We start from the raw sequence: 23,751 nt of genomic DNA on the forward strand, positions 1-23,751 counted from the left end.
ATTATTATGAAGAGTCTTAGGGGATTCTCTCTGTCTTGTTTAAGGCCAATACTATCAACTGGTTAAACGCCTACCGCAGCCAGTTTTAGACTGTTACTCTTATGACCAAGTGAATGAACAGCCTGCTATTTTATTTTCAAAGGATCTCTTAGCGTTTTTTGCGACGGCGGCCTGATTCCCGCCCTTTTTTATCGTTATGGGGACGGTTCTGGTTCTTGCGTTTATCCGGCTTTTTCTTCCGATGATCATCCGGCTTCTTGTCCCACTTGCCTTTGCCCTTATCGGCCTTGTCCTTGTCGCCAAAGCGATCTTGTCGCTTATCAAAGCGACGTTTGCCTGAACCTTGACGATTACGGAACTCCTTAGCTTTTTCTTCACGGGCCTTTCTAGCCTGTCTATCTACCTTTTCGATGCTATCAAAGTCGCTAGGCAAATAGGCAAAGTCAATATCTCCCGTCTCCTTGTCTGCTCGGGTCAATCGCACCTTAATCTTCTGACCAACACGGAAGACTTTGCCAGATTTTTCCCCTTGCAGGGTCATAGTCCGCTCGTTGTAATTGTAAAATTCTGGCAGGGTAGTAATGTGGACCAAACCTTCAATAGTGTTTGGCAATTCGATAAACATGCCAAATTTAACCACACTAGCTACCACGGCCTCAAATTCCTGTCCAACCTGATCAGCCATATATTCGGCCTTCTTCATAGCCTCAACAGTCCGTTCGGCATCAATAGCCCGACGTTCCAAGGCTGATGAAGAGCTAGCTAATTCTGGAATAACCTCTTGGAAGTGTTCTTTCTTCTCCTCAGTCAAATCGCTGTATTCCCGCACCATTCGATGAACCAGCAGGTCGGGGTAACGACGAATAGGACTGGTGAAATGAGTGTAATAATCGGCCGCCAAGCCATAATGACCATGATTGTTTTCGGAATATCGGGCCTGTTGCATGGACCGCAGGAGCATCATGGACATGACCTCGTGTCCGGGTTGTCCTGCAATCCGATTCATAAATTCTTGCAGAGCCTTCTGACCGAGACTATTAGCCGTGCCGTAGATAGGTACTCCAAAGAGGGAGGCGTAATCCATGAACTTCTGCAATTTCTCAGCCTTGGGCGTTTCATGAATTCGATAGATAAAGGGCAGTTTACGTTTGGCAAAGTGTTCAGCTACACATTCGTTGGCAGCCAGCATAAAGGACTCAATCATCCGCTCAGCGGTGCCTCGGTCTCTGACGACAACATCAGTCGGCAGTCCCTTATTATCAACCAAAATCTTGGCTTCTGGACGATCAAAGTCCAAGGCTCCTCGCTTGATGCGCATAGCCACCAAAATCTTATGGAGCTCAGCCATGTGGCTAACAGATTCCATAATGGGCTTGAACTGATCGATAACAGCGGGATTGCCAGCCAACATCTGGTTGACATCATCATAAGTCATACGAAAAGTTGTCTTAATGACCGTCTGAGTAATGGTGTGCTTGACGACCTTCCCCTGTGGATTAATCTCCATAATGGCGGATTGGGTCAAGCGGTTGACATTAGGATTGAGGGAACAGATACCATTTGAGAGACGCTCTGGCAGCATTGGGACCACACGGTCCGTCACGTAAACAGACGTGCCACGGGCGACTGCCTCCTTGTCTAGGGCTGACCCTTCGGTCACATAGTAAGAGACATCCGCAATATGCACACCCAGTTCAAAATTACCATTAGGCAATTTCTTAATATGAACCGCATCATCCAAGTCCTTGGCTTCCTTACCATCAATGGTAAAGGTGATTTCGTCCCTCAGATCCAAACGGCCTTCAAAGTCACTTTCAGATGGAGCATCTGGGATAGCTTCGGCCTCAGCCATTACCGCTTCTGGAAATTCAGACACGATGTCCATAGATTCCAGAACTTCCAGCACATCAATTCCCACATCATCCTTATGACCGATAATATCACGTACATGGGCGACAAAATAGTCATGGTGGCGGGTGGGGTATTTATCAATCTCGGCCTTGATGACCTCACTGCCATCTAAGGCAACCGGTTCTTTTTTGATGTAGATTTTTTGAGGAATTTTCTGGTTCTTAGACTTGATATAACCGGCATACGGTGGTCGTTCATCATCGAGGATGAACGTGCCGACAACAGTCTTGAGAGCCCGCTCGACCACATCAACAACGCGCACCTCTGCAGCTGTTCCCTTGAGGCGGTCAGCTGGCTTTTTGATCACAACGTCAACGGTATCTCCGTCAATAGCATATCCAACATCATTGCGACCGATGAACATGTCTTCTTCATCATCACTGACATGCAAGAAACCAAAGCCATTCTTATTGGCCCGGAAGACCCCCTGAATGGTAATTTCATGCTTTTTCTTAGGAACTTCCTTGCGCAGGGAGACATAGCCATCCTGATGAAATCGAAGCTTCTTGTTGCTCTCTAGCTGAGAGATAACCTTAATCAACTGGGGAAATTTTTGTGAACCAGCCATGTCCAGAGCAGCAGCCAGATCATTGACACTGGATTTGCCTTGCTCTTTTAAGTAGTTAATAATTTGTTCTTCCATAATTTTCTTGACAGACCAGACGTTTGTTTGAACTGTCTTTTCATCCTCTTTATTTCTTGATTTTGTGGGGAATTTTCTATAAAAAAGGAGCCAGACCAAGTCTCGGCTCACTTTCGTCATTACTTACTTGATAAAATCGCAAGCACTAGGGCATCCAGCAACCAAAGGAAGATTAGGATACCAGTAAAGCGTTCCATGAAGGCCTCAAATCCGCGGGCTTTTGTTCGCTCGAAGAGGGCTTCTGAACCGCTGCTATCAAATACATTACTACTTGGGTTTTTCTGAGGCTGCATAAAAATGGCAATAATCAAAATCACAGACATAACCAACAGAGCAGTCAGTAAAATATTGTACATATCTTTCCTCCACTATTATCCTAAGTAGTTTATCATAAATGCTTTTAAGATTCAAGATGAAGGGTCACTTTTCGCTCCTTGGGACAGTATTTGGGCACCTGAATTTTTTCAGGATGGTTTACCTTATTTTTTGAAGTCAAATAATTGAGACTGCCGCAGGAACTACATTTCAAATTTATTTTTATCCGCACTAGATTTCCTTAACTTTCAGATAATGTCTAAAATTAATAAAACTCCATGAGAAATTAACAAAGACGATGATTGAGGTGGCATAAAAAACCCAGTGATAGCCTAGACCTGCCGCTACGCTGGAACCGATAAAGGGACCGACGACTTGCCCTATATTGAAGAACATCTGGTTGTAACTAAAAATCCTAGAGATCCCTTCCTTAGGCGTAATCTTGGTCAGCAGCGAATTGACACTGGGCATTAGGGCCCCTGTCCCAAAACCATATAGAAAGCGAAGCAGTCCTAACTGCAGAGGCGTTTGGGCATGGGCGAAGGACAGATACATACAAAAACTATAAAAAAGGGCCAAAAGAAGCAGACGATGATTGCCGATTTTATCGCCGATTTTTCCTAGGAAGGAACTAGATAGCATACTGGAAAAACCCATACTGGAAACAATCAAACCGGAGACGAACATGAGGTTTTCTGTCTGCCCTAGATGACGGATGTAAAGCGTCAAAATAGGGGCAATAGATTGGGCCGAAACCTGAATAATCATGCTGGTAACAAAGAGGCCCAGCATGACCTGACGGTCCTTGACTTGGTGCAGCAGGTCTTTGGTCGGAAGTTCATGTTCCCTCTTTACAGGCACAAAATCCTCTCGAATCAAGAAGACTGTCATAAGGTTTAACAAAAGTAAGAGACCGCCAACAAAGAGAAAGATATTACGAATGCCTAAGAGGTCAGCGAAATAGCCTCCTAAGAGAGGCCCAATTAAAGTTCCTGCTGTGACGCCAGTCGCCAGAGTCCCTAGAGCTGCTCCTAACTTTTCCTTGGGCGCTTGACTGGCAATTAAGGCTGTCGAATTAGGGACATAGCCAGCAAACATTCCATTTAAAAGTCTTAGAGCCAGCATCCAAAAGACATTGGGGACAAAGGCCAATCCTCCCATAGTAAAAGCCATAGCAAGACTGGCCCGAATCATCATAGGTTTACGCCCATAGCGATCAGCTAGAGAACCCCAAATAGGGGCAACTAGAGCCGAAGCTAGGGCTGAAAGTGAAACAGACAAGCCAGCGTAAAGCTCAACTCTCCCTGGTTTAGCTCCCAACTGTTCCACAAAGAGGGACATAAAAGGCATCACAAGTGAAAAACTTGCCCCAGTGAGAAAATTACCGAACCAAGCTATCCTTAGATTCTGTTGCCAATTGACAGTTGCAACACTTGCTGTTTCTATAAGTCATCATCTTCTTTCTTGGATCATCTGTTAAATATTATACCACAAGTTGGACTTGGAAAAAGTGCAAGGTGATTGACTTTTCCTCAAGCCCAACAAGGAAAAATACTAATTAGTAATTTTCGGCATTAGCACTTCTTCGTAAGATATAGCAGAGGCTTGTTAGCTAAGTGCTTCGCACTTGATGGCAAACGCCAATCACTAAGGTGACTTGGCTACCTCTCCCACTAACCTCGTTTAGTTAGTAAAATCGACTAACAAACGCAGTGTCGCTAAACCGTTAAGCACTCCAACGAAAATAGGAAACCTGATGATGAATCATGCAAATTCAAGAAAGGTGAAGCTTTTTCACAGGAGTGTAGGCGGGTTCAGTTATCAGTTGGCGCTCAGTCGTTCTAACTGCTGCTCCAGCTGAGCATAAGTCTCCTCTAGGCTACCATTATTGTCAATCACTCGGTCAGCTAGACGAATTTTTTTAGACAAAGGGAGCTGGGCAGCAATCCGTTTTTCAGCCTCTTCTAAGGAGTAACCATTTCTCGCCATCAAACGCTCGATTTGCTGGTCCTCATCTAAGGCGACCAGCCAAATTTCGTCGAACCAGTCTTGATAATCTAGCTCAAAAAGTAACGGCAAATCCATAAAGAAAATTTTTTCAGACTTTGCTAGCTGATCTCGCCTTTTTGCCAGCTCCTGATGGATAATGCGATCTTGAAGATCAGCCGATTTCTTTCTGGCAGCTGGATCGTTAAAGATAAGTTGGGCAAATTTAGGGCGATCCAATTCTTGGTCGGGAGCCAAAATTCCAGTTCCAAAAGCTAAAATTAGGGCCTGATAGAGCGGTTTACCTTTTGCTTGCAGGTCATGAACCAATTGATCAGCATCAATAACCTGATATCCTTTTTGTCTCAAATAGGCTGTCACCGTCGATTTCCCCGAAGCGATACCACCTGTTAATCCGATAATCTTACTCATTTCTTTTGACACTTGGGACAATAGTGGCTGCCCCGTCCTCCTACTTTTACCTTTTGAATCTCTGTTCCGCAACGCGGACAGGGTTTACCTGTTCGGCCGTAAACTTGTAGATACTTTTGCATGGTGCCGTCTTCACCTAAAGCGTTACGATAGGTTCGAATGGTCGATCCGCCCTTGCGAATGCCCAGCTGCAAAATACGAATAGTCTCATCATGCAGCCGCTTAATTTCTGCTTTTTTGAGACTGGGTGGCTGACGTTCTGGGTGAACTTTAGCTGCCCAGAGCACCTCATCAACATAGATATTTCCTAGGCCGGCAACTAATTTTTGCTCCAAGAGCAGCGGCTTGATGGGCTTATGAGAAGACAAGACAGCTCGCTCAAAGGGCGCCAACTTAAAATCTTCCTTGGTCGGCTCAGGGCCAATTTTCTTTTTGACAAAATAAGCCTCTTCTGCTGATTTTGCTAAGAGCTCAAATGTCCCAAACTTGCGGACATCTTGATAAACCAAGGTTGAGCCGTCATTCAATGTAAAGAAGGCATGAAAATGCTTATTGTTGGGTACCTCATCTGGAAAGAGCAGGTACTTGCCTTCCATACGCAGATGCGAGATTAACACCTGAGCGCCTAAATCAAAAATAAGGTATTTCCCTCGGCGGCGCATAGCGCAAATCGTTTGACCAGGCAGATTCATCTTAAAAGTATCCAAATCCGTCTTAACCATCTTGGGCACGCGCACATCTACTGATACAATCTTCTTGTTGACAATCAGGCCTTCCAAACCGCGCCTGACGGTCTCAACTTCTGGTAATTCAGGCATATCTAAAACATCAGGAACAGCCAGAAAAACTAATCGAAACAAGACTAAGACAGAGAAATTGGCTTTTCTATGCCTCTTATCTTTTTCATCAGCTCTTCCACTTGGATTCTAAGCTGATCCTTCCTTTCTTTTGATACTTCTTTGCTTTTTTAACAGCTTAATCCTTCAAACCTAACAAGCGCCTAGCATAGATAACCTGACCTGAATGCATGGCAGCATCATCAATGATCGACACCAGACGGGCACCGCGAGTGACCGCAGGTGTCCAAGAATCGTCCACAATATCATCAAGAGCGGCTTCATCAAGCGAGTTGAGGTAATCTTTAGTGAGCTTAGCAGCTGCTTCCAGATATCCCAGCGCAATACTCAGATCATCCACCTGAACTTTTTGGGCTTCCTCTAACGAGTGCTGCCAGTCTTGTGTGTCATCAGGCAAGTCCAAGTTGAACTTTTCTTTCCAGCCCTGAGCCAACCAAATCGGCTCTGTTTTTGCCAAGTCCGAAATCTGTAAATCCATTTCACGCGCAGTATGCCAAGCCAGCCAAGTCATAGATTTAATTTGACCTGAAACTTCTGCAGCTGGAAAACGATTGGCCTCTTCAACTGTTACTCCTTCAAATAATCGTTCAAACCGCTCCTGTGCGCGGTCAACACTTTCTACTAACATATCTAAATACGTCATATTATTACCTCCTCATGGCAAAAGCCGGGATCTCCCCCAGCTTTAAACCTTATTTGACATCTTCTTAATCAGCAAACCGCCTCAATTTATGGGGAAAGGCAGCGCCCTGCAAAAAATACTGCACGAGCTGAATGTGGGTGGTCACATCACTAAACAGCCAAGCATGACCCTTGTCGGGATAATAAGCATACTCGCTGGCTGGATTTTGACTTGCCAGTAATTGGTGCGATTCATGTATCGAACCCGACTCTTTTCCACCTGAAACAAAAAAGATAGGATTATCAACTCTCAGGTTTAATCTTAAGAGATTAGCTTGGGACATAGCACGGCGAAAAGAGCGCTTTGAAGCCTGCTGTAAATCAGCAACAAAGGTTCGATACTCTTCTTCAGGAACACCATCTTTTGCCATCATGCTGCTCATGAGTTTGGCGACTAACATCGTATTTTTGAGCAATGACATAGCATAGACACCAGCAATAACCTTCCGATAACCTTTGATGGGATAGTGGGCCATGCCATCGACAACAGCACGCTCAACCAAATCGGTATGTTTCGCTAGCAAGTTCAAAACGAGACCGCCACCCAGCGAAAGACCAACCAGATGCGGTTTACCGTGAGCTTTCACCTTGATAATGTCAGCAATCATTTCTGTCACATCAGCAAAATTTGTCCATTCGATATCACGACTATTGCCATGCCCAGGCAAGTCAATGGCGACACAGTGGAAATTATTTTTTAGTGCTGCCATGTGCTGCTGCCACATTTTACTGCTGGAACCCGAAGCATGCAAAAAGATTATCGTTTGTTTCTGTTCGTACCCTGTTTCTTCGATAAATAAGTTACCTGTCATTGGTCTGTCTCCTCACTAAGCCCAACTTGGACTACAAGTCTATCTATCTGTACCTCGCTCCCCCATTTCTAGGCTCGGATTAAAAAGGTCCGCCGACCCTCATCGCTTTCTTATTTTCAGGCGACCCTTTAAACAGTCCACTAGACTGTTTAACTACCACGCAAGTGATAGCTCTAACAGTTTGGGGAACTGTTGGAGGAATCCCATGAACGTCAGTTCATGTCAATAGTAATCAACTGTGCGGAGGTGGGACGACGAAATCAATTTCTCCGAAATAATGATTTCTGTCTCGCTCTCAATACTCCTTCTTATTATAGCCAAAGTCAGCCAAGTCCAGCTTTTTATCACGCCAGTTTTTCTTAACTTTGACCCAGGTTTCAAGGTAAACTTTGTCCCCCAGCATGAGTTCGATGTCGCGTCTGGCCATCTTACCAATTTTCTTAAGCATAGCACCTTGCTTACCGATAATGATGCCTTTTTGGCTATCGCGTTCGACCATGATGGTCGCGCGGATATGAACCTTGTCTGTTTCTTCGTCGCGCCTCATAGATTCGATAACCACAGCTACGGAGTGCGGTACTTCCTGCTCGGTCAATTTGAGGATTTTCTCACGAATCATCTCAGATACTAAAAAGCGTTCTGGATGATCTGTGATTTGGTCTTCAGGGAAATACTGAAATCCTTCTTCCAGATTATCCTTAAGAATGGTCAATAGGGTTTCCACATTATTACCCTGCAGGGCAGAGATTGGTACAATCTCTTTAAAATCCATCTGAGAGCGAAAATCTTCGATCTTTTCTAAAAGTTGGTCAGGGTGGACCTTGTCAATCTTATTGATGACCAAAATGACTGGAATCTTAGCTGCCTTAAGGCGCTCCATAATCATATTATCGCCTTTGCCACGCTCCTCATCGGCTGGGACCATAAAGAGCACCGTTTCCACTTCACGAAGGGTCGAATAGGCGGACTCGACCATAAAATCTCCCAGTGCTGTCTTGGGTTTATGGATCCCCGGTGTGTCGATAAAGACGATCTGCTCCGTATCTGTTGTATAGATACCCATGATTTTATTGCGCGTTGTCTGAGCCTTATCACTCATGATGGCAATCTTTTGGCCCATGACATGATTGAGAAACGTTGATTTACCAACATTAGGACGGCCTAAAATGGCCACAAAACCTGATTTAAACATACGATATAAAGAACGTTACAAGCAAAGTAAACATAGACCATTAACAGAAAATCAGGATTTTCTAAATGGCTCAGTTTTTACCCAGCCTTAATTGTGTTCAGGTCAGAACACAAACTCGTTCATTCCTTTCTATTCTAAGAAATAAGGCCAGCTGCCAATTGCAGCTGACTCAGTGAAAAAGCAGTGCCCAAATTTTTGGCACAAAGATAATAATGCCAGTGGCAACTGCGTAGCCTGAAATAACCAGCACAGCACCCGCAGCCATATCTTTAGCATTCTTGGCTAACATTGAAAAGTGGTAATTACTGGCTAAGTCAACAACATTTTCAATAGCCGAGTTAATAATTTCAAAGGTAATCACTAAGAAAATTGCCAGCAGCAAGAATAACCATTCGATAGCTGTAATGTGAAAAATAATGCCCGCTAAAGCAGCCAGAACAGCCGATATCCCATGCTTGCGCATGTTACGCTCTTCCTTAAAGGCTGTAAAGATACCGGTCAAGGCAAATTCTAAACTGGATGTCAGCGTTCGGTTTTTCCATTTCTTAGGTGAATTAGTCTCTCGTAAGTCCATAGGCTTCTAAAATCTCTTCCTGTAAAGTGAACATCTCTTTTTCTTCTTCTGGGGTATAATGGTCATAACCATTGATGTGCAGAAAACCATGAACAGCTAGAAACCCCATCTCACGCTCGAAGCTGTGGCCATAACTGTCAGCCTGCTCATGGGCTTTGTCAACAGAAATAAAGAGTTCGCCGATGTAGGCATCATAGTCTGCCATCATCTCTGCTAATTCAGGATTTTCAGCTAGATCTTCGTCAGAAAAAATGATGGGTGCTTCTGGCTTGTACTCCAAACTGACCACATCTGTCGGGCGATCCATGCCACGATATTCTAGGTTAATTTGGTGTATCGCCTCATTATCCACAAAAGTGACAGCCATCTCTTTATTTTCTTTGCCCAGCTTTTCGGCAGCAAAATTAAGCATATCTCCGATCTGGGTCAGCATCTCTTGGGAAACCTGCTTGGTCTCATCAGTCATTTCAATATACATAACTCTTCCAATCTAATTATCTTTTTTATTATAGCATAAAAGCCTAACCTTCGGACAAAACAAAGAGAAGAGATAGGCCGGTGCATTGATGATTATTTCGTTTTTAAAACGGCTCTATTGCACCTACCGATACTCAAAAATAAGAGTGGCGATACAATCCTTTTCTTCAAAAGTACATCAAACTGTTATCCTAGCATAAAGTTTTAGAAAAGATTTGTTTGCCACATTTTCTAGTTTCCCATTTTTTCCTGACAAATTTTAACTCTATCCATATTATAATCCAGTCCTACCAACGCGCCGTATCATTGGTCTATCTATTCGTCTACCGGATTAACTCTCATCAGTGGTTCATTGGTGCTAAAGTACCTCATGAACTGTGCAGGGGTAAGATTTCTTGACCTAGCCAATAAGTCTCACTCCCAACCACTGCGCCAAAAGTTTATGACAAAATAGGAAGACTGGACGAGTTTTCGCCCAGCCTCTTTACACTTATACACTTAAAAGGTTCTAAATTACTCCATTTCCTGTTCGTAAGCCTTGATAATTTCAGCCACAACTGGATGGCGAACGACATCCTTGGCAGACAGGTAGACAAAGTCAATCTGCTTGATAGCTTTGAGCTTCTCAATAGCATCAAGCAAGCCAGAATGGCTGTTTCTTGGCAGGTCAATCTGACTGACATCGCCATTGACAATCATCTTAGAGTTAAAACCTAGACGAGTCAAGAACATCTTCATCTGCATGATGGTCGTGTTCTGGGCTTCATCCAGGATAACAAAGGCATCATCCAGAGTCCGTCCCCGCATATAGGCCAAGGGAGCGATCTCAATGATCTCGCGCTCCATAAGACGTGTGGTCTGGTCCTTGCCCAAAATCTGGTAGAGGGCATCATAGACTGGTCGCAGATAAGGATCCACCTTTTCCTTGAGGTCACCTGGCAGGAAGCCCAGACTTTCGCCAGCTTCAACAGCTGGACGCGTTAGGATAATGCGCTTGACTTGACCGCGTTTAAGAGCTGTCACCGCTAAGGTAACAGCCAGAAAGGTTTTCCCAGTTCCTGCTGGACCGATGCCAAAGACGACATCGTGATTCTTGACACTATCCACATAAACCTTTTGCCCCAGAGTTTTAACGCGGATAGGCTTACCATAATTATCCTTGATGATTTCTTCTTCATAGAGGGCGACAAACTGATCAATCGTTCCATTTTGGGCCATACTCAGGGCAGTAACAACATCGGAAGTATTGATCAGCATGCCTCGGTCCACCAAGACTAAGAGAGCCTCAATGGTCAAGCGGGCAATCTCCAAAGATTCCTCATCATCACTGAGAATCTGCACCACTTCAGTTCTGGCATGGATAACCACGCCTGCATTTTCTTCAATCAATTTCAGATGACGCTCATTGCTACCGAAAAGAGCCATCAAATCATCGGGATGTTTTAAATTAATATCAACAGAATAGTCCTGCAAATAGGCTGCCTCTTTCTTTGCTTACTGTAATCCCATTATAACTTATTTGACTAGAAAAATCATGCTGGAAAGAAAGGCTAGTTAAGACCTGCCTAGGTTTTTGCTAGCTAAAAAATGACTGCTCTGGGAAGGTGCGGCTAAATACTGGTTAAGTAGAGGTCACAAATAGGTTTGTCTTTACTTTCTCCTTTATAGTAACGCCTAGTGAGCCAAATAGTCTTCCCAAATCTTATCAAAATCGCCTAGGTTAAAGCTAAAGCTGGCGTAGTCCTCTAAGTAGCGGCTGACTTCTTCAAAATTATCGGTATGCTTGGGAAAGGTGCTGTCGTTGAAGGCCAGATCTGCCAGCAAGGCTGCTGGTTCCTGAGACTTGGGATTGCGCTGGGTCATCAGCCAGGTATAAAAAGATTTTCTCATTGCTATTGCACTCCTGTATATTTATTTTTCAAAAAGATTTTTTATCCTACTTAATACAGCCCATAATGACTTATACCAAATTGAATAATCTTTCCAATTTTCTACTACTAGTTTGAAAACAGTTACTACAAAATAATTTATAGCAAAGTATGTGACATATATTGCTATAATAATTAAAATGGAGTATACTCCTTCATTTAAATTTAACATTACCGAGGATATAAAGTTCTTAAACTGTGGAAAAAGTAAGGCTGTAATACTCATAGTTGATGACAAAAAGCCAATTACTGATACTGGGATAAGCATTTTCTTAAGGAAATGCTTATGTTTATCAAAAGAAACTAATACTCTTTTAATTTTTATCTCAATGGTTCCATTTTTTTCACTTACGGTCTCTAAAAAAATTATTGCAAAATAAGTTAAGACTGTAAGAAATTCCATATATGCAACTACCTGTATAGTAAAATCTCCATTAATGTTTATACCAGTTTTTTTCAGGATTCCTTCAAAAATATGACTGTATATAGCTGAAATTACTGGCATACTAAAATAAATAAGTACCGGAATATTCACTGTGGAACGAAGAAAATCATTTACCAAAACTTGATTTTTTTTACTAAGTCTAGAAATGATAGGTAGCAAAAAAACAGCCAATAAGACTATCGGATAAGTTAGTATAAAAATAACAAACGGAATTACTAAGAGAACGCCCAATATAATTTCGATAATGCTCATTTTCGCTATACTTCCCTTCTTCTCATTGCCAATGCTCCTTTAAAAATTTATGACGGAACCCACCAGATGGAACCTTCGTATAAAAACTTCTGATCCTTGCTCTCAGCTAGGTAGATCGGCTCTTTACTTGCGTTTTTTCTATTATAACACAAGAAAAAGCTCAGCCAGAAAACCAGCTTGACTCCTATCAATTGATGATTCGTTTTTAAAAAGAAACCTTACGGCTTCTCTTAATTTTTATTTGGACCGGCGAGTGTGACTAGCATGGTTGGTGCGAGTTACGGCAGTTCGCTTACCGTAATCCCCGTAGCTGCCATAACTACCATAGTTGCCATAGTTTTCTGATTTTTCATCCACCTTATTGAGAATAACACCGAGGAATTGAGCTCCGCTCTTTTCCATCTGCTCAATAGCCTTTTTCACAAAGCGGCTGCGAATGACTCCTGCTTCAGTAATAAGGACGGAAGCATCACAGTCTTGGGCAATAATAGCAGCATCGACAACCTTCCCAATCGGCGGCGTATCAAGCAAAACATAATCATAATGCTCTCTAACGGCCTCAATCATACGTTTGAAATTATCGCTTTGAAAGAGAGCCGTTGGATTAGGCGGCACCTGCCCAGCAGGAATCATGGTTAAATTAGGAATATTAGTCCGGCTGATAGTCGTTTGCAAGTCTGCATTTCCTGAGAGGAAATCCGTCAGGCCCTTGACTGGACCGTCCGGTTTGAAGCTCCCCATCATAACAGAATTGCGAGTATCCGCATCAATCAGGAGCGTTCGATAGCCAGCACGGGCAAAGGACACAGCCAAGCTCATTGTAGTTGTCGATTTCCCTTCTTTGGGTTGGACAGAGGTCAAGGCAATGACCTTAATGTCGCTTCCGCTAAACTGGATATTGGCACGAATGGAATTGTAATATTCTTCAGCTTTATCAATTGTTTTTTCTTGTTTACTGGATAATTCTAAGTAACCCATAATTCCTCCTATAGGCTATTAATATCTGGAACAACCCCGAGCAAGGTCCGATCAAGAGCTTTTTCAATATCTTCACTCGTTTTGATGCGGTCGTCAAGGGCTTCAAAGATTATCAAAGTCACAACTGCAATAAAGCCTCCTGCTGCTGTGCCAAGAACCAGATTCCTCTTGATGCGCGGTGAGGTTGGCGAGGTTGGAACCTTAGCCGTTTCAGCAGTTGTTACATCATCAACTCTGGTGACATCCTTAATTTTTTGAATAGCAACTTCTCGGACAGCATTAGCCAGCCGACTAGCTTCCTGAGGACTTCTATCTTGGACAGCAATGGTAATGAGGCGAGTATCAGTAGGTACCTGAACACTAACTTTTTTAGCGAGCTCATCCGAACTGATATCTAATTTTTCCTTTTTGACAACATCATCAAGGACATCTTGCGACTGGATGATTTCTTTGTAGTCATTAACCAAGTCCGTCCCTGCCTGAATATCCTGATAATTGATCGAGTCACTCGTGCTGTTATTGACGACATAAATCCGAGTTCCAGCTGTGTAAGTCTTTGGAATAATGAATACACTGACAAACAAGGTTACAAAGCCGAATAAGAGGGCTACGAAAATAATTAAAAATTTCCGGTTCCATAATTTCTTAAGTAGGGCGAATACATCAATCTCAAACGATGCATTTTCTGCTGAAGTCATAGTCTCTCCTTATTAGTTTTCATTCTTGAGTAGAACGTGAATGTTTTCTTTAAATAGCTCTTGAGCTTTGGCTTCGCCATAAACCTTGGCAACAAGCTGGTAGGCCTGCTCCATATAAGGAGGGCGCTTATCCAGATTATGCATGTCGCTGGCGATGCAGTGGACAAGGTCCTGCTCTAAAAAGTAACGGCCTCTCACCTTAAAGCGTTTTTCCTTGTCTCCAAAAAGTTTGGGCTTGAGGACATGGTTGCTGTTGACTTGAGTATAACAGCCCATATTGATAATTTCCTGAACTCGCTCAGGCTTTCCTTCTAAGGCATTATAGCGCTCAATGTGGGCAACAATGGGGGTAATCCCCAGCATCAAAACCTTCGTCAAAGCTTGGTGAATATCTCTCCAAGGTGTGTGCATACTAAATTCAATCAAGGCATAGCTTGTTCCAGCCATAGTCGGCACTGTACCTTCTTCTAACTTTTGTCGGAGATTCTCGGTATAGAAGAGTTCTCCTCCATACAGGATGGTTAAATCAGAGAATTTTTCTTCCGCTGCTTCTTTAACCTGCAAAAAATTAGCATAAATTTTATCTTCAGGCGTTTCAAACATATCTTTACGCCGATGGGAAGTTGACACTATCGTGCGCACCCCTTGCCGATAACTCTCAGCAATTAGCGCTAGACTTTCCTGGAGCGTTTTAGGCCCATCATCCACATCAAAAACGATGTGTGAATGGATATCAATCAAGTCTATTTTCCTCCTAAGACATCTTTAATCTGATCACCGGCAGCACTGACACTCGCATCGTCTAGCTGCATCATATAGAGTGAGGCACCTGGCATAGCATAAGATGGTAATTCGCCTGTCGAGCCAGTTCCTGTAACAGACTGAGAGCTGACCTTGAACGAAGCACCAGAGGCCAATTGGGTATTGGCAATCGTCATGATATCATTCAGAGGCATGTTGGTTTGGATAGAATCTTGCAAATTATTAGCAATCGAAGAAATCTTAGAGACAGACTTAGCAGATGCTAACTTATTGATGATAGCAGTGATAACCTTCTCTTGGTTCTTACCGCGGTCATTATCGCCATTTTCCAGGCTGTAACGCTCACGGACAAAAGCCAGAGCCCCTTGCGAATCGAGATGAACATTTCCGACTTCAAAAGTATAATCCTTGTTGGTATGGGCCGTGAAGGCTTGGTCATTATAGACATCAATCCCACCCAGAAGATCAACTAACTTGAGGAAAGAAGTGAAGTTGAGGCGCGCATAGTAATCAATATCAATATTGTAGAGATTCTCTAACGTCTTCATCGAGGTTTCAACACCATAGATACCAGCATGGGTCAATTTATCCTTTTGGTTATTGCCGCCATCAGGAATTGGTACATAGGCATCACGTGGAGTTGTTGTCAAGAGCACCTTGTGAGTTTTGAGATTGATAGTTGCAATAATATTAACATCTGAACGGGAAACAGAGTTGATGGGACCATAAGTATCAATACCTGAAATATAGATATTAAAGGCGTTGGTATCAACCTTTTTCTTTGAGCTCGTTTTATTAGCGGTTTGAATTGTATAGGTGTAGATTTTTTTAACTTTTTTATTAAAGTCCTTATCTTGGCTTTCAATCAGGCTTGAGTAGGCACTGTTGAGTACGATAGCTTGGGTTGAACCTGCCATCAAGTCGCTGTAGGCTTGGGCATAGGAGTCAACGTGATTGACGGATAAATTCTTAGACTGGTCTACCTTAATCTGCTTGATGAATTCATCAATATTCGTACCATCACTCTGAGTTGGTGCTTCCACAGCGTCAAGTTCTTTAACACTTTTAATCGAGCTGTCCTTAGGGACAACAACACTCATTTCAACCTCTGAATACTTAGTTGAGTTATTGAGGCCTCCGGCTAAATTAACCACTTTATTAAACCCGAGAAAGGTTATGGTCGATAGGACCGTAAAAATTACAAGCAAGAAGCTATTGACAAGTTTAGCTCTTCCCTTGACGGTCAAAAAAGCAGACAAAAGAAAAACAAGACCTAAAACCAGGGTCAAGATGACATTCAAATAACGGAAGGCCAAAAAATGATAGGTATACATGGTAAAGAGAGTCATACCAGTGACCGCCGTATAAAGTATAAATAATAAAATATTTACGAAATAATGCGTACTAAAACTTTTTGCCTTTGAGCGATTATGTCTTGCCATTAATTTTGCTTCTCCAGTATCATTTATTTATGGACTTATTATACCGAAATTTCATCTCAGTTCCAAGGAATTTTAATTCATTTTTAATATGTCTGTCATAATTTTAAAGATATTAAAAGTTAGAAAAAGCCTGTAAAATCAGGCCTTCTCCCCTAAAAAACCGAAACAAAGATGGATAAAATTTTATTTTTAACTGAAATCATTTAATAAAAATTAAAGGCCGGCGGTTTGGCTCGCTTGATTAATCGTATCCAGACGAGCTTGGAGCTCATCCTTTTTAGATTGAGTGGATAGTTCATCAATAGCAGCCTGCGCCTCTTGGATGCTGTCGGCTGTCCGATTGGTGTCTGCTTCATCGACAGCAAGATTGGCTTTAACAATATTCAGACGTTCCTGATAGGCAGCTTTCTGGCTCTTATTGCTGACGTGATCAATTTCATCTTGAATATCTTCAATCTTATCTTGGCTTGGGTTATTTTCTAAATGCTCCAAATCAGATTCGACAGAATCAGCCCCTTTATCGGATGAAGAGCTGGTTGAAATATGCGTTGGGGCGACTTCAACATTGCCAGTCTTAGCCGTATTGGAGCGCTTAGCCAGCATATACATTGCCAAAATCAAGATAAGTAAGATAATGCTTATCAGTAAATACAGTCTTTCACTTTTTTTGAACTTCATAAGTCCCTCTCTCTTTTTGATTTAAATTTGGAAAATTCTCGCCAGTTCATTCGCTCAAACCCTTCTAAAGCAACTAAACCAGCCATCTCCCCCTTAGAAATAATTCTTCCTGCTCAGCAAGATCTCATCTGAGCAATCAAGCAAGCCTTATTCAAAGCGGATTGACCTGCCTTTAAAGCTGACTTAATTTTCATTATAGCTTATTTTGGCAATTATTCAAGTTAGTACAGACTTGGTGATACAAAAAGTGACTAGAAAATATTTCTAGCCATTTTTACTATATCTAGGCGATTCCCTAACCACCCAAGTAGGCCTTGCGGACTTCATCAGAAGCCAGCAATTCCTGACCTGTGCCGGAAAGAACAATTTTCCCAGTTTCAAGGACATAACCGCGATCAGCGATGGAGAGCGCCTTATTGGCATTCTGCTCAATCAGAAGAACCGTTGTTCCTTGCTTTTGAATATCCTGAATGATATCAAAGATTTCTTGGATAAAGATTGGGGCCAGTCCCATAGAGGGTTCATCTAATAACAAGAGCTTGGGCTGGCTCATAAGTGCGCGCCCCATGGCCAACATCTGCTGTTCACCACCGGAAAGGGTGGCTGCATCCTGATTTTTACGTTCTTCCAAACGCGGAAAGCGATCGAAGATTTTCTTTAGATTAGCCTGATTTTCATCCTTATTATTCTTGAGGAAAGCTCCCATTTCTAGGTTTTCTAAAACGGTCAGTCCCGGAAAAACATGACGGCCTTCGGGAACCTGAGCTAACCCGTCTGCTACGATCTTACGCGCAGCTACCTTTTGAATCTCATTGCCCAGATAAGAAATCCTTCCTTGGCTAGGACGAACAAGACCTGAAATCGTTCGAAGAATAGACGTTTTGCCTGCACCATTAGCACCGATGAGGGATACTACTTCCCCCTCGTTGACTTCAAAGCTGACATCTTTTACAGCTTCAATGGCACCGTAACTGACTGAGAGGTTTTCAATTTTTAACATAGACACTAAGCTTCACCTCCAAGATAGGCTTCAATAACGCGTTTGTTGGCCTTGATTTCATCCGGTGTGCCATGAGCGATAAGACAGCCATATTCCAACACGTAGATACGTTCAGTTACATCCATAACTAAACTCATATCGTGTTCAATTAGAATGATAGTAATTCCAAATTCTTCCTTAATCTTGCGAATTAAGGCTGTTAACTCTGCTGTTTCCTGCGGATTCATACCGGCAGCAGGTTCATCTAAAAAGAGAATTTTAGGTTCTGTAGCCAGAGCCCGCACAATTTCCAAACGGCGCTGCTGTCCATAAGGAAGATTTTTAGCCAGGGTATCAGCATCATTAGCCAAATCAAAGATGGCTAGCAAATCCATTGCTTTTTGCTTGAGTTCTTTCTCACTTTGGTAATACTTAGGCAGACGTAAAATGGCTGCCAAAATATGAGCGTTGTGACGATTGGCAAGTCCAATCAAAACATTTTCCAAAACAGTCATATCCTTAAAGAGACGGATATTTTGGAAGGTTCGTGACAGTCCTAATGAGGCAATTTTATGCGGGGCCTTACCATTGATAAGGGTACCATCCAGCGTTACAGTCCCCTCACTAGGAACATAAACACCAGTCAAAAGGTTAAAGAGAGTCGTTTTACCTGCACCGTTAGGACCGATGAGACCAACTAATTCTCCTTCATTAAGTTCGAGGGAGACATCACCAACTGCAGTCAGGCCGCCGAAATTTTTTGTTAAATTTTTTACATCAAGAAGTGCCATCAGTGGTTGCCCTCCTTATTCTTTTTAAAGAAACGCGACAGCGTGAATTCCTTAGTTCCTAAGAGACCGCTCGGACGGAAAATCATTACTAAAATAAGAGCAATAGAGTAGATAATCATCCGCAGCTCCGATACATTTTGTAGGAACATGTTCAAGATTCCCAAAACAATCCCTGCAATGATGGTACCTGTGATAGAACCCAGACCGCCGAGAACGGCCACGATGAGATAATCAATTGATTTCATCAATTGGAAATCTTTGGGGACGATGGTACCGATATAGCTGACATAGAGGGATCCAGCAATAGCTGAGATGACCGCACCGATTGCAAAGATTAGCACTTTTCTGTTGGTAACATTAACACCCATAGCCTCTGCTGCGATCTCATCTTCACGCAAGGTGATAATCTGACGTCCCATTGATGAGCGCAGAAGGTTTAATACAAGAATGGTAATGACTGCTACAAAGAGAAAGATGACTTGCCAAGTTGTATAAGGCAAAATTCCTGTTAGTCCAGCAGCTCCATTTGTCAAAGTTCCGCCGTTAATGATTAAGATACGGATGATTTCCGCCATACCTAAGGTAGCAATGGCCAGATAGTCCCCCTTTAAGCGTAGGGTAGGCAAACCGAAAACAATAGCGACTACAGCTGCAATAACAGCTCCCACTAGGATAGACCAGTAGAAGGCAGCATAGGTAGGATAGTAGGTTGTAATGATAGCTGAAGAATAAGCACCAATAGCCATGAACCCGGCCTGTCCTAAGGTTAATTGGCCTGAAAATCCTAAGACTAGATTAGTGCCCAAGCCCATCAAAATACTGATTCCAATCCCCATTAGGATTTGGATATAATAGAGGTTCAAAATACCACTGCTGGCTAAAATTTGCAGAACAGCGTAGATGAGAGCAATCAGCGCAAGCCAGATAAGATTTAATTTTAAATTCTGTTTCATGTCTTACACCTTCTCTTTCACATTTTTACCGAGAATACCAGCTGGACGAACTAAAAGGATAATAATCAGTACAATATAGACAATCGCATCGCGGTAGGTTGATAGGTTGACCGTATTTGCCAAAGTTTCCAAAATTCCGATAACAAAACCACCCAAGGCAGCACCCGGAATGATACCGATACCGCCCAAAACAGCAGCGACGAAGGCTTTGATCCCAGGAATCATCCCCATCAAAGGATCAATAGAATTATAGTACAAACCAATCAGTACACCTGCTGCACCAGCTAAAGCTGAACCCAGTGCGAAGGTAAAGCTGATGGTTGAATTCACATTAATTCCCATCAGCTGAGCAGCATCACTGTCCACTGACACAGCCCGCATAGCTTTTCCCATCTTTGTCTTCTTAACAATGACTTGGAGAGCTACCATCAAAACAATGGCTACAATCAAGATTAGGAGCTGAATATTGGTGACTGTTACTGGTCCTAAATCGTAATTGTGCTGTTGAATAGACTCAGGGAATGAACGAGGATTAGAACCAACAAAGTAAACCATCGTATATTCCAATAGGAAAGATACCCCGATGGCCGTAATCAAGGCTGAAATTCGCGTGGAATTACGCAGAGGACGGTAGGCTAAGAATTCAATCAACATTCCCAGCAATGCCGTCAATACCATAGTAAAGATGAGGGCCAGCCAGAAATTCATGTGGAGTCCATTGATGGCATAGTAACCGATAAAAGCCCCCATCATGAAGATATCTCCATGAGCAAAGTTAATCAATTTAATAATCCCGTAAACCATGGTATAACCTAGGGCCAGCAGGGCATAGATACTTCCCAGAATAATACCATTAACTAGTTGTTGTGGGAGTTGTTCAAGTAACATAAAATACCAAACTTTCTAGTTTTATCCATTAATGCAGTTGTACAAGTACGACTATTTTTTAACCGTTACAGCTTCAGCAGAACTTTCTGTACCATTGTCCAATTTCACCATAACAGCTGATTTAATCGGATTATGGTATTTATCAATAGTCATCTTGCCAGTAACTCCTTCAAAATTCTTCAAAGCTGCTAGATTAGAAGCTAATTCGATGGAATTGTCTGCCCCTTTTGCTGCCGCTGCAATCATATAGACCGAGTCGTAGGCAAGAGCAGAGAACATATTTGGTTCTGAACCGTACTCTTCTTTGAAGCCGCTAATAAAGTCATTGGCTTTCCCAGATAAGGCAATCTTAGTAGAGTAGCCCGACACGTAATAAACGTTCGTCGTATTCTTCTTACCTGCCAAGCTCACAAAAGTCTTATCGCTGAAACCATCGGGACCAAGGATTGGTGCACTGATGCCCATATCACGCGCCTGTTTGGTGATCAGTCCCGTTTCAGTATAGTAACCCGGCATAACAATAGCATCATAATCGAGGTCCCTGATACTTGTCAGAGCTGACTGGAAGTCTGTATCTTTCGCCGCAAAAGTCTTAGTGGAAACAATTTCCCCCTTGTAGGTTTTCTTGAACTCATCAGCGATTCCTTTAGCGTAATCACTGGAGTTATCATAGAAAAGCACAACCTTTTTCGCCTGCAGGTTTTCCGATGCATACTGGGCTAATACTTGCCCCTGAAAGCTATCTCTAAAAGTCGTACGGAAAACAAACTGCTTGGTTTGTGTTTTTCCATTGAGATTATCAATAGTTAAATCATCCTGCGTTCCGCTAGGGGAAAGGAGAGGAACTCCTGTTTTTTGAGCATTCAGCGAAGCTGCCGAAACCGCTCCAGATGTAGCCGGACCAACAATGGCATTAACTTGGCTTTGAACAGCTAAGTTTGTTGCTGATGTAGAAGCTTCAGCATTGTCAGACTTATTGTCCTTGGTCACCAATTCTAGCTTTTTGCCATCTACGCCACCGGCCTTGTTAATTTCTTTGACAGCCAGCTTAATTCCCTGATTTTCGGCTGAGCCATAGGCAGATACAGGTCCAGTTAATTCCATATCTACACCAATTTTAATGGTGTCGCCGATTTTTGTCCCAGCAGCGTTGCTGGTAACATCAGGGGACTTACCACAAGCTACTAATGTTACAGCAGCCAGCAGAAGCATACCAGTTGCGATAATCTTTTTATACATCAGATTATTCTCCTTAAAAATAAGATGCAGAGACTAAAAGTACAAGACAAGCCCCAGTGACCAAACTGCGTTTTGGAAGTCAAGGGGCTTTCCTGTAACTCAAGTCATGCTCAATTAGTATAAGATACAAGAGATCGCTGAAAATTAGTTCAGTCTGGTCTCGAAAATCTACTTCATAGAATACAGAATTATCTGATAATTGTCAAGAGCATTTGCTTTTGCCTCTCTAAAAGCTGCTAATAAGGGAAATTTAGAAGGCCCTTAGCTCGTTCCTTTTGTAATTCCCGCCTTTTAATTAGAAAATTTCAGCAAAAAGAGGCCAAGTCTAACACTCTGCCTCGCATAAAAATTGATGACATTTAGCCTTAGAGGGATTGGTCCTTTTGAAGCTATAAAGCGTTTAAGACTAGTCCGTCTCCAACTCTGGCTTATTTTCCTCACGATAAAGACTACCAACCAAATTACGATCAATCTCATCAAAATGTGATAGCCGCACGCGCTTGACAAACTTTAATTTCTTTAGGGTTTCTAAGGTTTCCTCCAACTTATCAGCATCCAGATAGAGGTGAACGTAGCGAAAACGCCGTGAATGATAAATCATATCGCCATAACGGTTTAATTTACGGGCATCTCGATTATAATAGAGATAAACAATAATCCCTAGTCGCTCTTGTTTTTCAAACATGGCTATTGTACTTTTCCTTTCTCACGAATATTCTGACCTCGCCCATGACCATGCTGACGATGGTGAGGGGCGAGGGGAAGGCCTGTATCAACAAAAATATCAGGTGAAATTGTCTGGGCTAACTGCTCAGTAATGCCAGCCAAGACCTCTTGCAGAGCTACTTCTGCTGCTCGGAAATCCTGCATGGTCTGAGTCAAATCTATCTGGCGCTTGAGCTGCAAGACCTGTCGGCGAAGGCCATCCACTTCTGGCCGATACTTGGCAAATTCTTTTTGCTCTTCGTAACTCTCCTGTAAGTCTCGAAAGCGAGCTAATTGAATTTGCAGGTCTTGGTCAGCTAAGACCTTAGTCTTAGCTAGTTGATAATTTTTAGCCTGTGGACTGGCTAAAACAAGTTTGGCAAGATGGTCCACGGCATCATCGATCGCCAGTACTCCTCATTGATTTCTAACATGTTTCTATTATAGCACATTAAAAAACTGGTCAGATCAACTGCCAGTTTTTCCATTTTATTTTAATTCATTATTTTCCATAATTTCATCGATGAAGCCGTAAGCAAGGGTTTCCTTAGCCGACATCCAGTAGTCACGTTCAGCATCTTTATGGATTTGCTTAACCGTTTTGCCAGAATTATTAGCTAGGATTTGCTCTAAATTATTCCGTGTTTTCAGTAACTGCTCTGCCGCAATAGCCATATCCGTTTGCTGTGTACCAGCACCAGTACCGCCCATTGGTTGGTGAATGAGATATTCTGCATTTGGCAGCATGAAACGTTTGCCCTTGGCACCGCTAGAGGCGATAATGGTTCCCATGGAAGCAGCCATCCCCATGACAATGGTTTGGACGTCTGACTTGATGAAATTCATCGTATCAACAATTGCCAGACCGGCTGAGACAGAACCACCCGGTGAATTGACATAGAGGTAGATATCCTTAGTGCTATCTTGGGCATCCAAGAAAAGCAACTGTGCAATAATAGAATTAGCCATATTATCTTCGACAGGCCCCGTCAGCATGACAATACGGTCTTTTAAAAGACGGGAATAAATATCGTAGGAACGTTCCCCACGGCTGGTTTGTTCAATAACTACTGGAATCATAAAAGTTCTCCGTTTCTTAACTTAAATTTCGATAAGACAAGTTAGCTGTACAA

The 23,751-nt window shown here is 42.6% G+C and carries 26 protein-coding genes and 1 pseudogene; all 27 read right to left on the reverse strand.

Translation table 11 applies throughout. The features are described from left to right. Nucleotides 1-148: 148 nt before the first annotated feature. The gene (gene rnr / locus STRCR_RS10940; protein ID WP_004227462.1) at nt 149-2,554 is read right to left on the reverse strand and encodes a ribonuclease R; all 2,406 of its coding nucleotides are present in this window, start codon (nt 2,552-2,554) and stop codon (nt 149-151) included. A 119-nt stretch (nt 2,555-2,673) separates the two neighbouring features. Further along, the gene (gene secG / locus STRCR_RS10945) at nt 2,674-2,910 is read right to left on the reverse strand and encodes a preprotein translocase subunit SecG (protein ID WP_004226742.1); all 237 of its coding nucleotides are present in this window, start codon (nt 2,908-2,910) and stop codon (nt 2,674-2,676) included. Between the two features lie 44 nt (nt 2,911-2,954). Then, nucleotides 2,955-3,101 carry a 50S ribosomal protein L33 gene (gene rpmG, locus STRCR_RS11895; protein WP_004227942.1) on the reverse strand — a complete coding sequence of 49 codons (147 nt, stop codon included), beginning with the start codon at nt 3,099-3,101 and terminating at the stop codon, nt 2,955-2,957. Further along, complete coding sequence (locus STRCR_RS10950; protein WP_338062898.1) at nt 3,101-4,315, reverse strand: MFS transporter; 1,215 nt, start codon at nt 4,313-4,315, stop codon at nt 3,101-3,103. The genes rpmG and STRCR_RS10950 overlap by 1 nt, the downstream gene beginning before the upstream one ends. Before the next feature lie 375 nt (nt 4,316-4,690). After that, nucleotides 4,691-5,287, reverse strand: a complete 597-nt coding sequence (gene coaE / locus STRCR_RS10955) for a dephospho-CoA kinase (protein ID WP_050897024.1) — start codon at nt 5,285-5,287, stop codon at nt 4,691-4,693. Then, nucleotides 5,284-6,105 carry a DNA-formamidopyrimidine glycosylase gene (gene mutM / locus STRCR_RS10960; RefSeq protein ID WP_040805083.1) on the reverse strand — a complete coding sequence of 274 codons (822 nt, stop codon included), beginning with the start codon at nt 6,103-6,105 and terminating at the stop codon, nt 5,284-5,286. The genes coaE and mutM overlap by 4 nt, the downstream gene beginning before the upstream one ends. Before the next feature lie 157 nt (nt 6,106-6,262). Continuing rightward, nucleotides 6,263-6,787, reverse strand: coding sequence for a mycothiol transferase (locus STRCR_RS10965; RefSeq protein WP_004226236.1), 525 nt, complete (start codon nt 6,785-6,787; stop codon nt 6,263-6,265). Between the two features lie 64 nt (nt 6,788-6,851). Then, nucleotides 6,852-7,637, reverse strand: coding sequence for an alpha/beta hydrolase (locus tag STRCR_RS10970; RefSeq protein WP_004225252.1), 786 nt, complete (start codon nt 7,635-7,637; stop codon nt 6,852-6,854). Nucleotides 7,638-7,932: 295 nt separating this feature from the next. Then, entirely contained in the window at nt 7,933-8,829 is an 897-nt protein-coding gene (era, locus tag STRCR_RS10975; protein WP_004226332.1) for a GTPase Era, read from the reverse strand. Between the two features lie 169 nt (nt 8,830-8,998). Further along, entirely contained in the window at nt 8,999-9,403 is a 405-nt protein-coding gene (gene dagK, locus STRCR_RS10980; protein ID WP_004227245.1) for a diacylglycerol kinase, read from the reverse strand. After that, complete coding sequence (gene ybeY / locus STRCR_RS10985; protein ID WP_004227867.1) at nt 9,384-9,881, reverse strand: rRNA maturation RNase YbeY; 498 nt, start codon at nt 9,879-9,881, stop codon at nt 9,384-9,386. The genes dagK and ybeY overlap by 20 nt, the downstream gene beginning before the upstream one ends. Before the next feature lie 512 nt (nt 9,882-10,393). Continuing rightward, complete coding sequence (locus STRCR_RS10990; protein ID WP_004229693.1) at nt 10,394-11,353, reverse strand: PhoH family protein; 960 nt, start codon at nt 11,351-11,353, stop codon at nt 10,394-10,396. Between the two features lie 201 nt (nt 11,354-11,554). Continuing rightward, nucleotides 11,555-11,770, reverse strand: coding sequence for a YozE family protein (locus STRCR_RS10995; protein ID WP_004226230.1), 216 nt, complete (start codon nt 11,768-11,770; stop codon nt 11,555-11,557). 21 nt (nt 11,771-11,791) lie between these two features. Continuing rightward, nucleotides 11,792-12,505, reverse strand: coding sequence for a hypothetical protein (locus tag STRCR_RS11000; RefSeq protein ID WP_004228951.1), 714 nt, complete (start codon nt 12,503-12,505; stop codon nt 11,792-11,794). Nucleotides 12,506-12,742: 237 nt separating this feature from the next. Beyond that, nucleotides 12,743-13,483: a tyrosine-protein kinase gene (locus STRCR_RS11005; RefSeq protein ID WP_004229577.1), complete on the reverse strand. Its 741-nt coding sequence runs from the start codon at nt 13,481-13,483 to the stop codon at nt 12,743-12,745. 8 nt (nt 13,484-13,491) lie between these two features. Further along, nucleotides 13,492-14,181 (reverse strand): Wzz/FepE/Etk N-terminal domain-containing protein, encoded by a 690-nt coding sequence (locus STRCR_RS11010; RefSeq protein WP_004225963.1) that lies wholly within the window; start codon nt 14,179-14,181, stop codon nt 13,492-13,494. Nucleotides 14,182-14,193: 12 nt separating this feature from the next. Further along, nucleotides 14,194-14,922 carry a capsular polysaccharide biosynthesis protein Cps4B gene (cps4B, locus tag STRCR_RS11015; RefSeq protein WP_004228022.1) on the reverse strand — a complete coding sequence of 243 codons (729 nt, stop codon included), beginning with the start codon at nt 14,920-14,922 and terminating at the stop codon, nt 14,194-14,196. 2 nt (nt 14,923-14,924) lie between these two features. Then, nucleotides 14,925-16,385 carry an LCP family glycopolymer transferase CpsA gene (gene cpsA / locus STRCR_RS11020; RefSeq protein WP_004229208.1) on the reverse strand — a complete coding sequence of 487 codons (1,461 nt, stop codon included), beginning with the start codon at nt 16,383-16,385 and terminating at the stop codon, nt 14,925-14,927. A gap of 213 nt (nt 16,386-16,598) precedes the next feature. Beyond that, complete coding sequence (locus STRCR_RS11025) at nt 16,599-17,063, reverse strand: hypothetical protein (RefSeq protein ID WP_004227773.1); 465 nt, start codon at nt 17,061-17,063, stop codon at nt 16,599-16,601. A 295-nt stretch (nt 17,064-17,358) separates the two neighbouring features. Further along, nucleotides 17,359-18,069, reverse strand: coding sequence for an ABC transporter ATP-binding protein (locus STRCR_RS11030; protein WP_004227455.1), 711 nt, complete (start codon nt 18,067-18,069; stop codon nt 17,359-17,361). Beyond that, the gene (locus STRCR_RS11035; RefSeq protein ID WP_004226397.1) at nt 18,069-18,833 is read right to left on the reverse strand and encodes an ABC transporter ATP-binding protein; all 765 of its coding nucleotides are present in this window, start codon (nt 18,831-18,833) and stop codon (nt 18,069-18,071) included. Before STRCR_RS11035 ends, STRCR_RS11030 begins: the two co-directional genes overlap by 1 nt. Then, entirely contained in the window at nt 18,833-19,786 is a 954-nt protein-coding gene (locus STRCR_RS11040) for a branched-chain amino acid ABC transporter permease (protein ID WP_004227852.1), read from the reverse strand. The genes STRCR_RS11035 and STRCR_RS11040 overlap by 1 nt, the downstream gene beginning before the upstream one ends. Before the next feature lie 3 nt (nt 19,787-19,789). Next, on the reverse strand, nt 19,790-20,674 hold the full coding sequence (locus tag STRCR_RS11045) for a branched-chain amino acid ABC transporter permease (RefSeq protein WP_004229643.1): 885 nt from the start codon (nt 20,672-20,674) through the stop codon (nt 19,790-19,792). A gap of 51 nt (nt 20,675-20,725) precedes the next feature. Then, nucleotides 20,726-21,913, reverse strand: coding sequence for an ABC transporter substrate-binding protein (locus STRCR_RS11050; RefSeq protein ID WP_004228857.1), 1,188 nt, complete (start codon nt 21,911-21,913; stop codon nt 20,726-20,728). A 406-nt stretch (nt 21,914-22,319) separates the two neighbouring features. Continuing rightward, nucleotides 22,320-22,598 (reverse strand): YlbG family protein, encoded by a 279-nt coding sequence (locus STRCR_RS11055; RefSeq protein ID WP_003048851.1) that lies wholly within the window; start codon nt 22,596-22,598, stop codon nt 22,320-22,322. A 2-nt stretch (nt 22,599-22,600) separates the two neighbouring features. Continuing rightward, nucleotides 22,601-23,052: pseudogene (locus STRCR_RS11060) on the reverse strand (YlbF/YmcA family competence regulator). 55 nt (nt 23,053-23,107) lie between these two features. After that, nucleotides 23,108-23,698, reverse strand: coding sequence for an ATP-dependent Clp protease proteolytic subunit (locus tag STRCR_RS11065; protein WP_004229416.1), 591 nt, complete (start codon nt 23,696-23,698; stop codon nt 23,108-23,110). Nucleotides 23,699-23,751 lie beyond the last annotated feature (53 nt).

Origin of the sequence: Streptococcus criceti HS-6 (assembly GCF_000187975.2) — a bacterium.
Lineage (GTDB): Bacteria > Bacillota > Bacilli > Lactobacillales > Streptococcaceae > Streptococcus > Streptococcus criceti.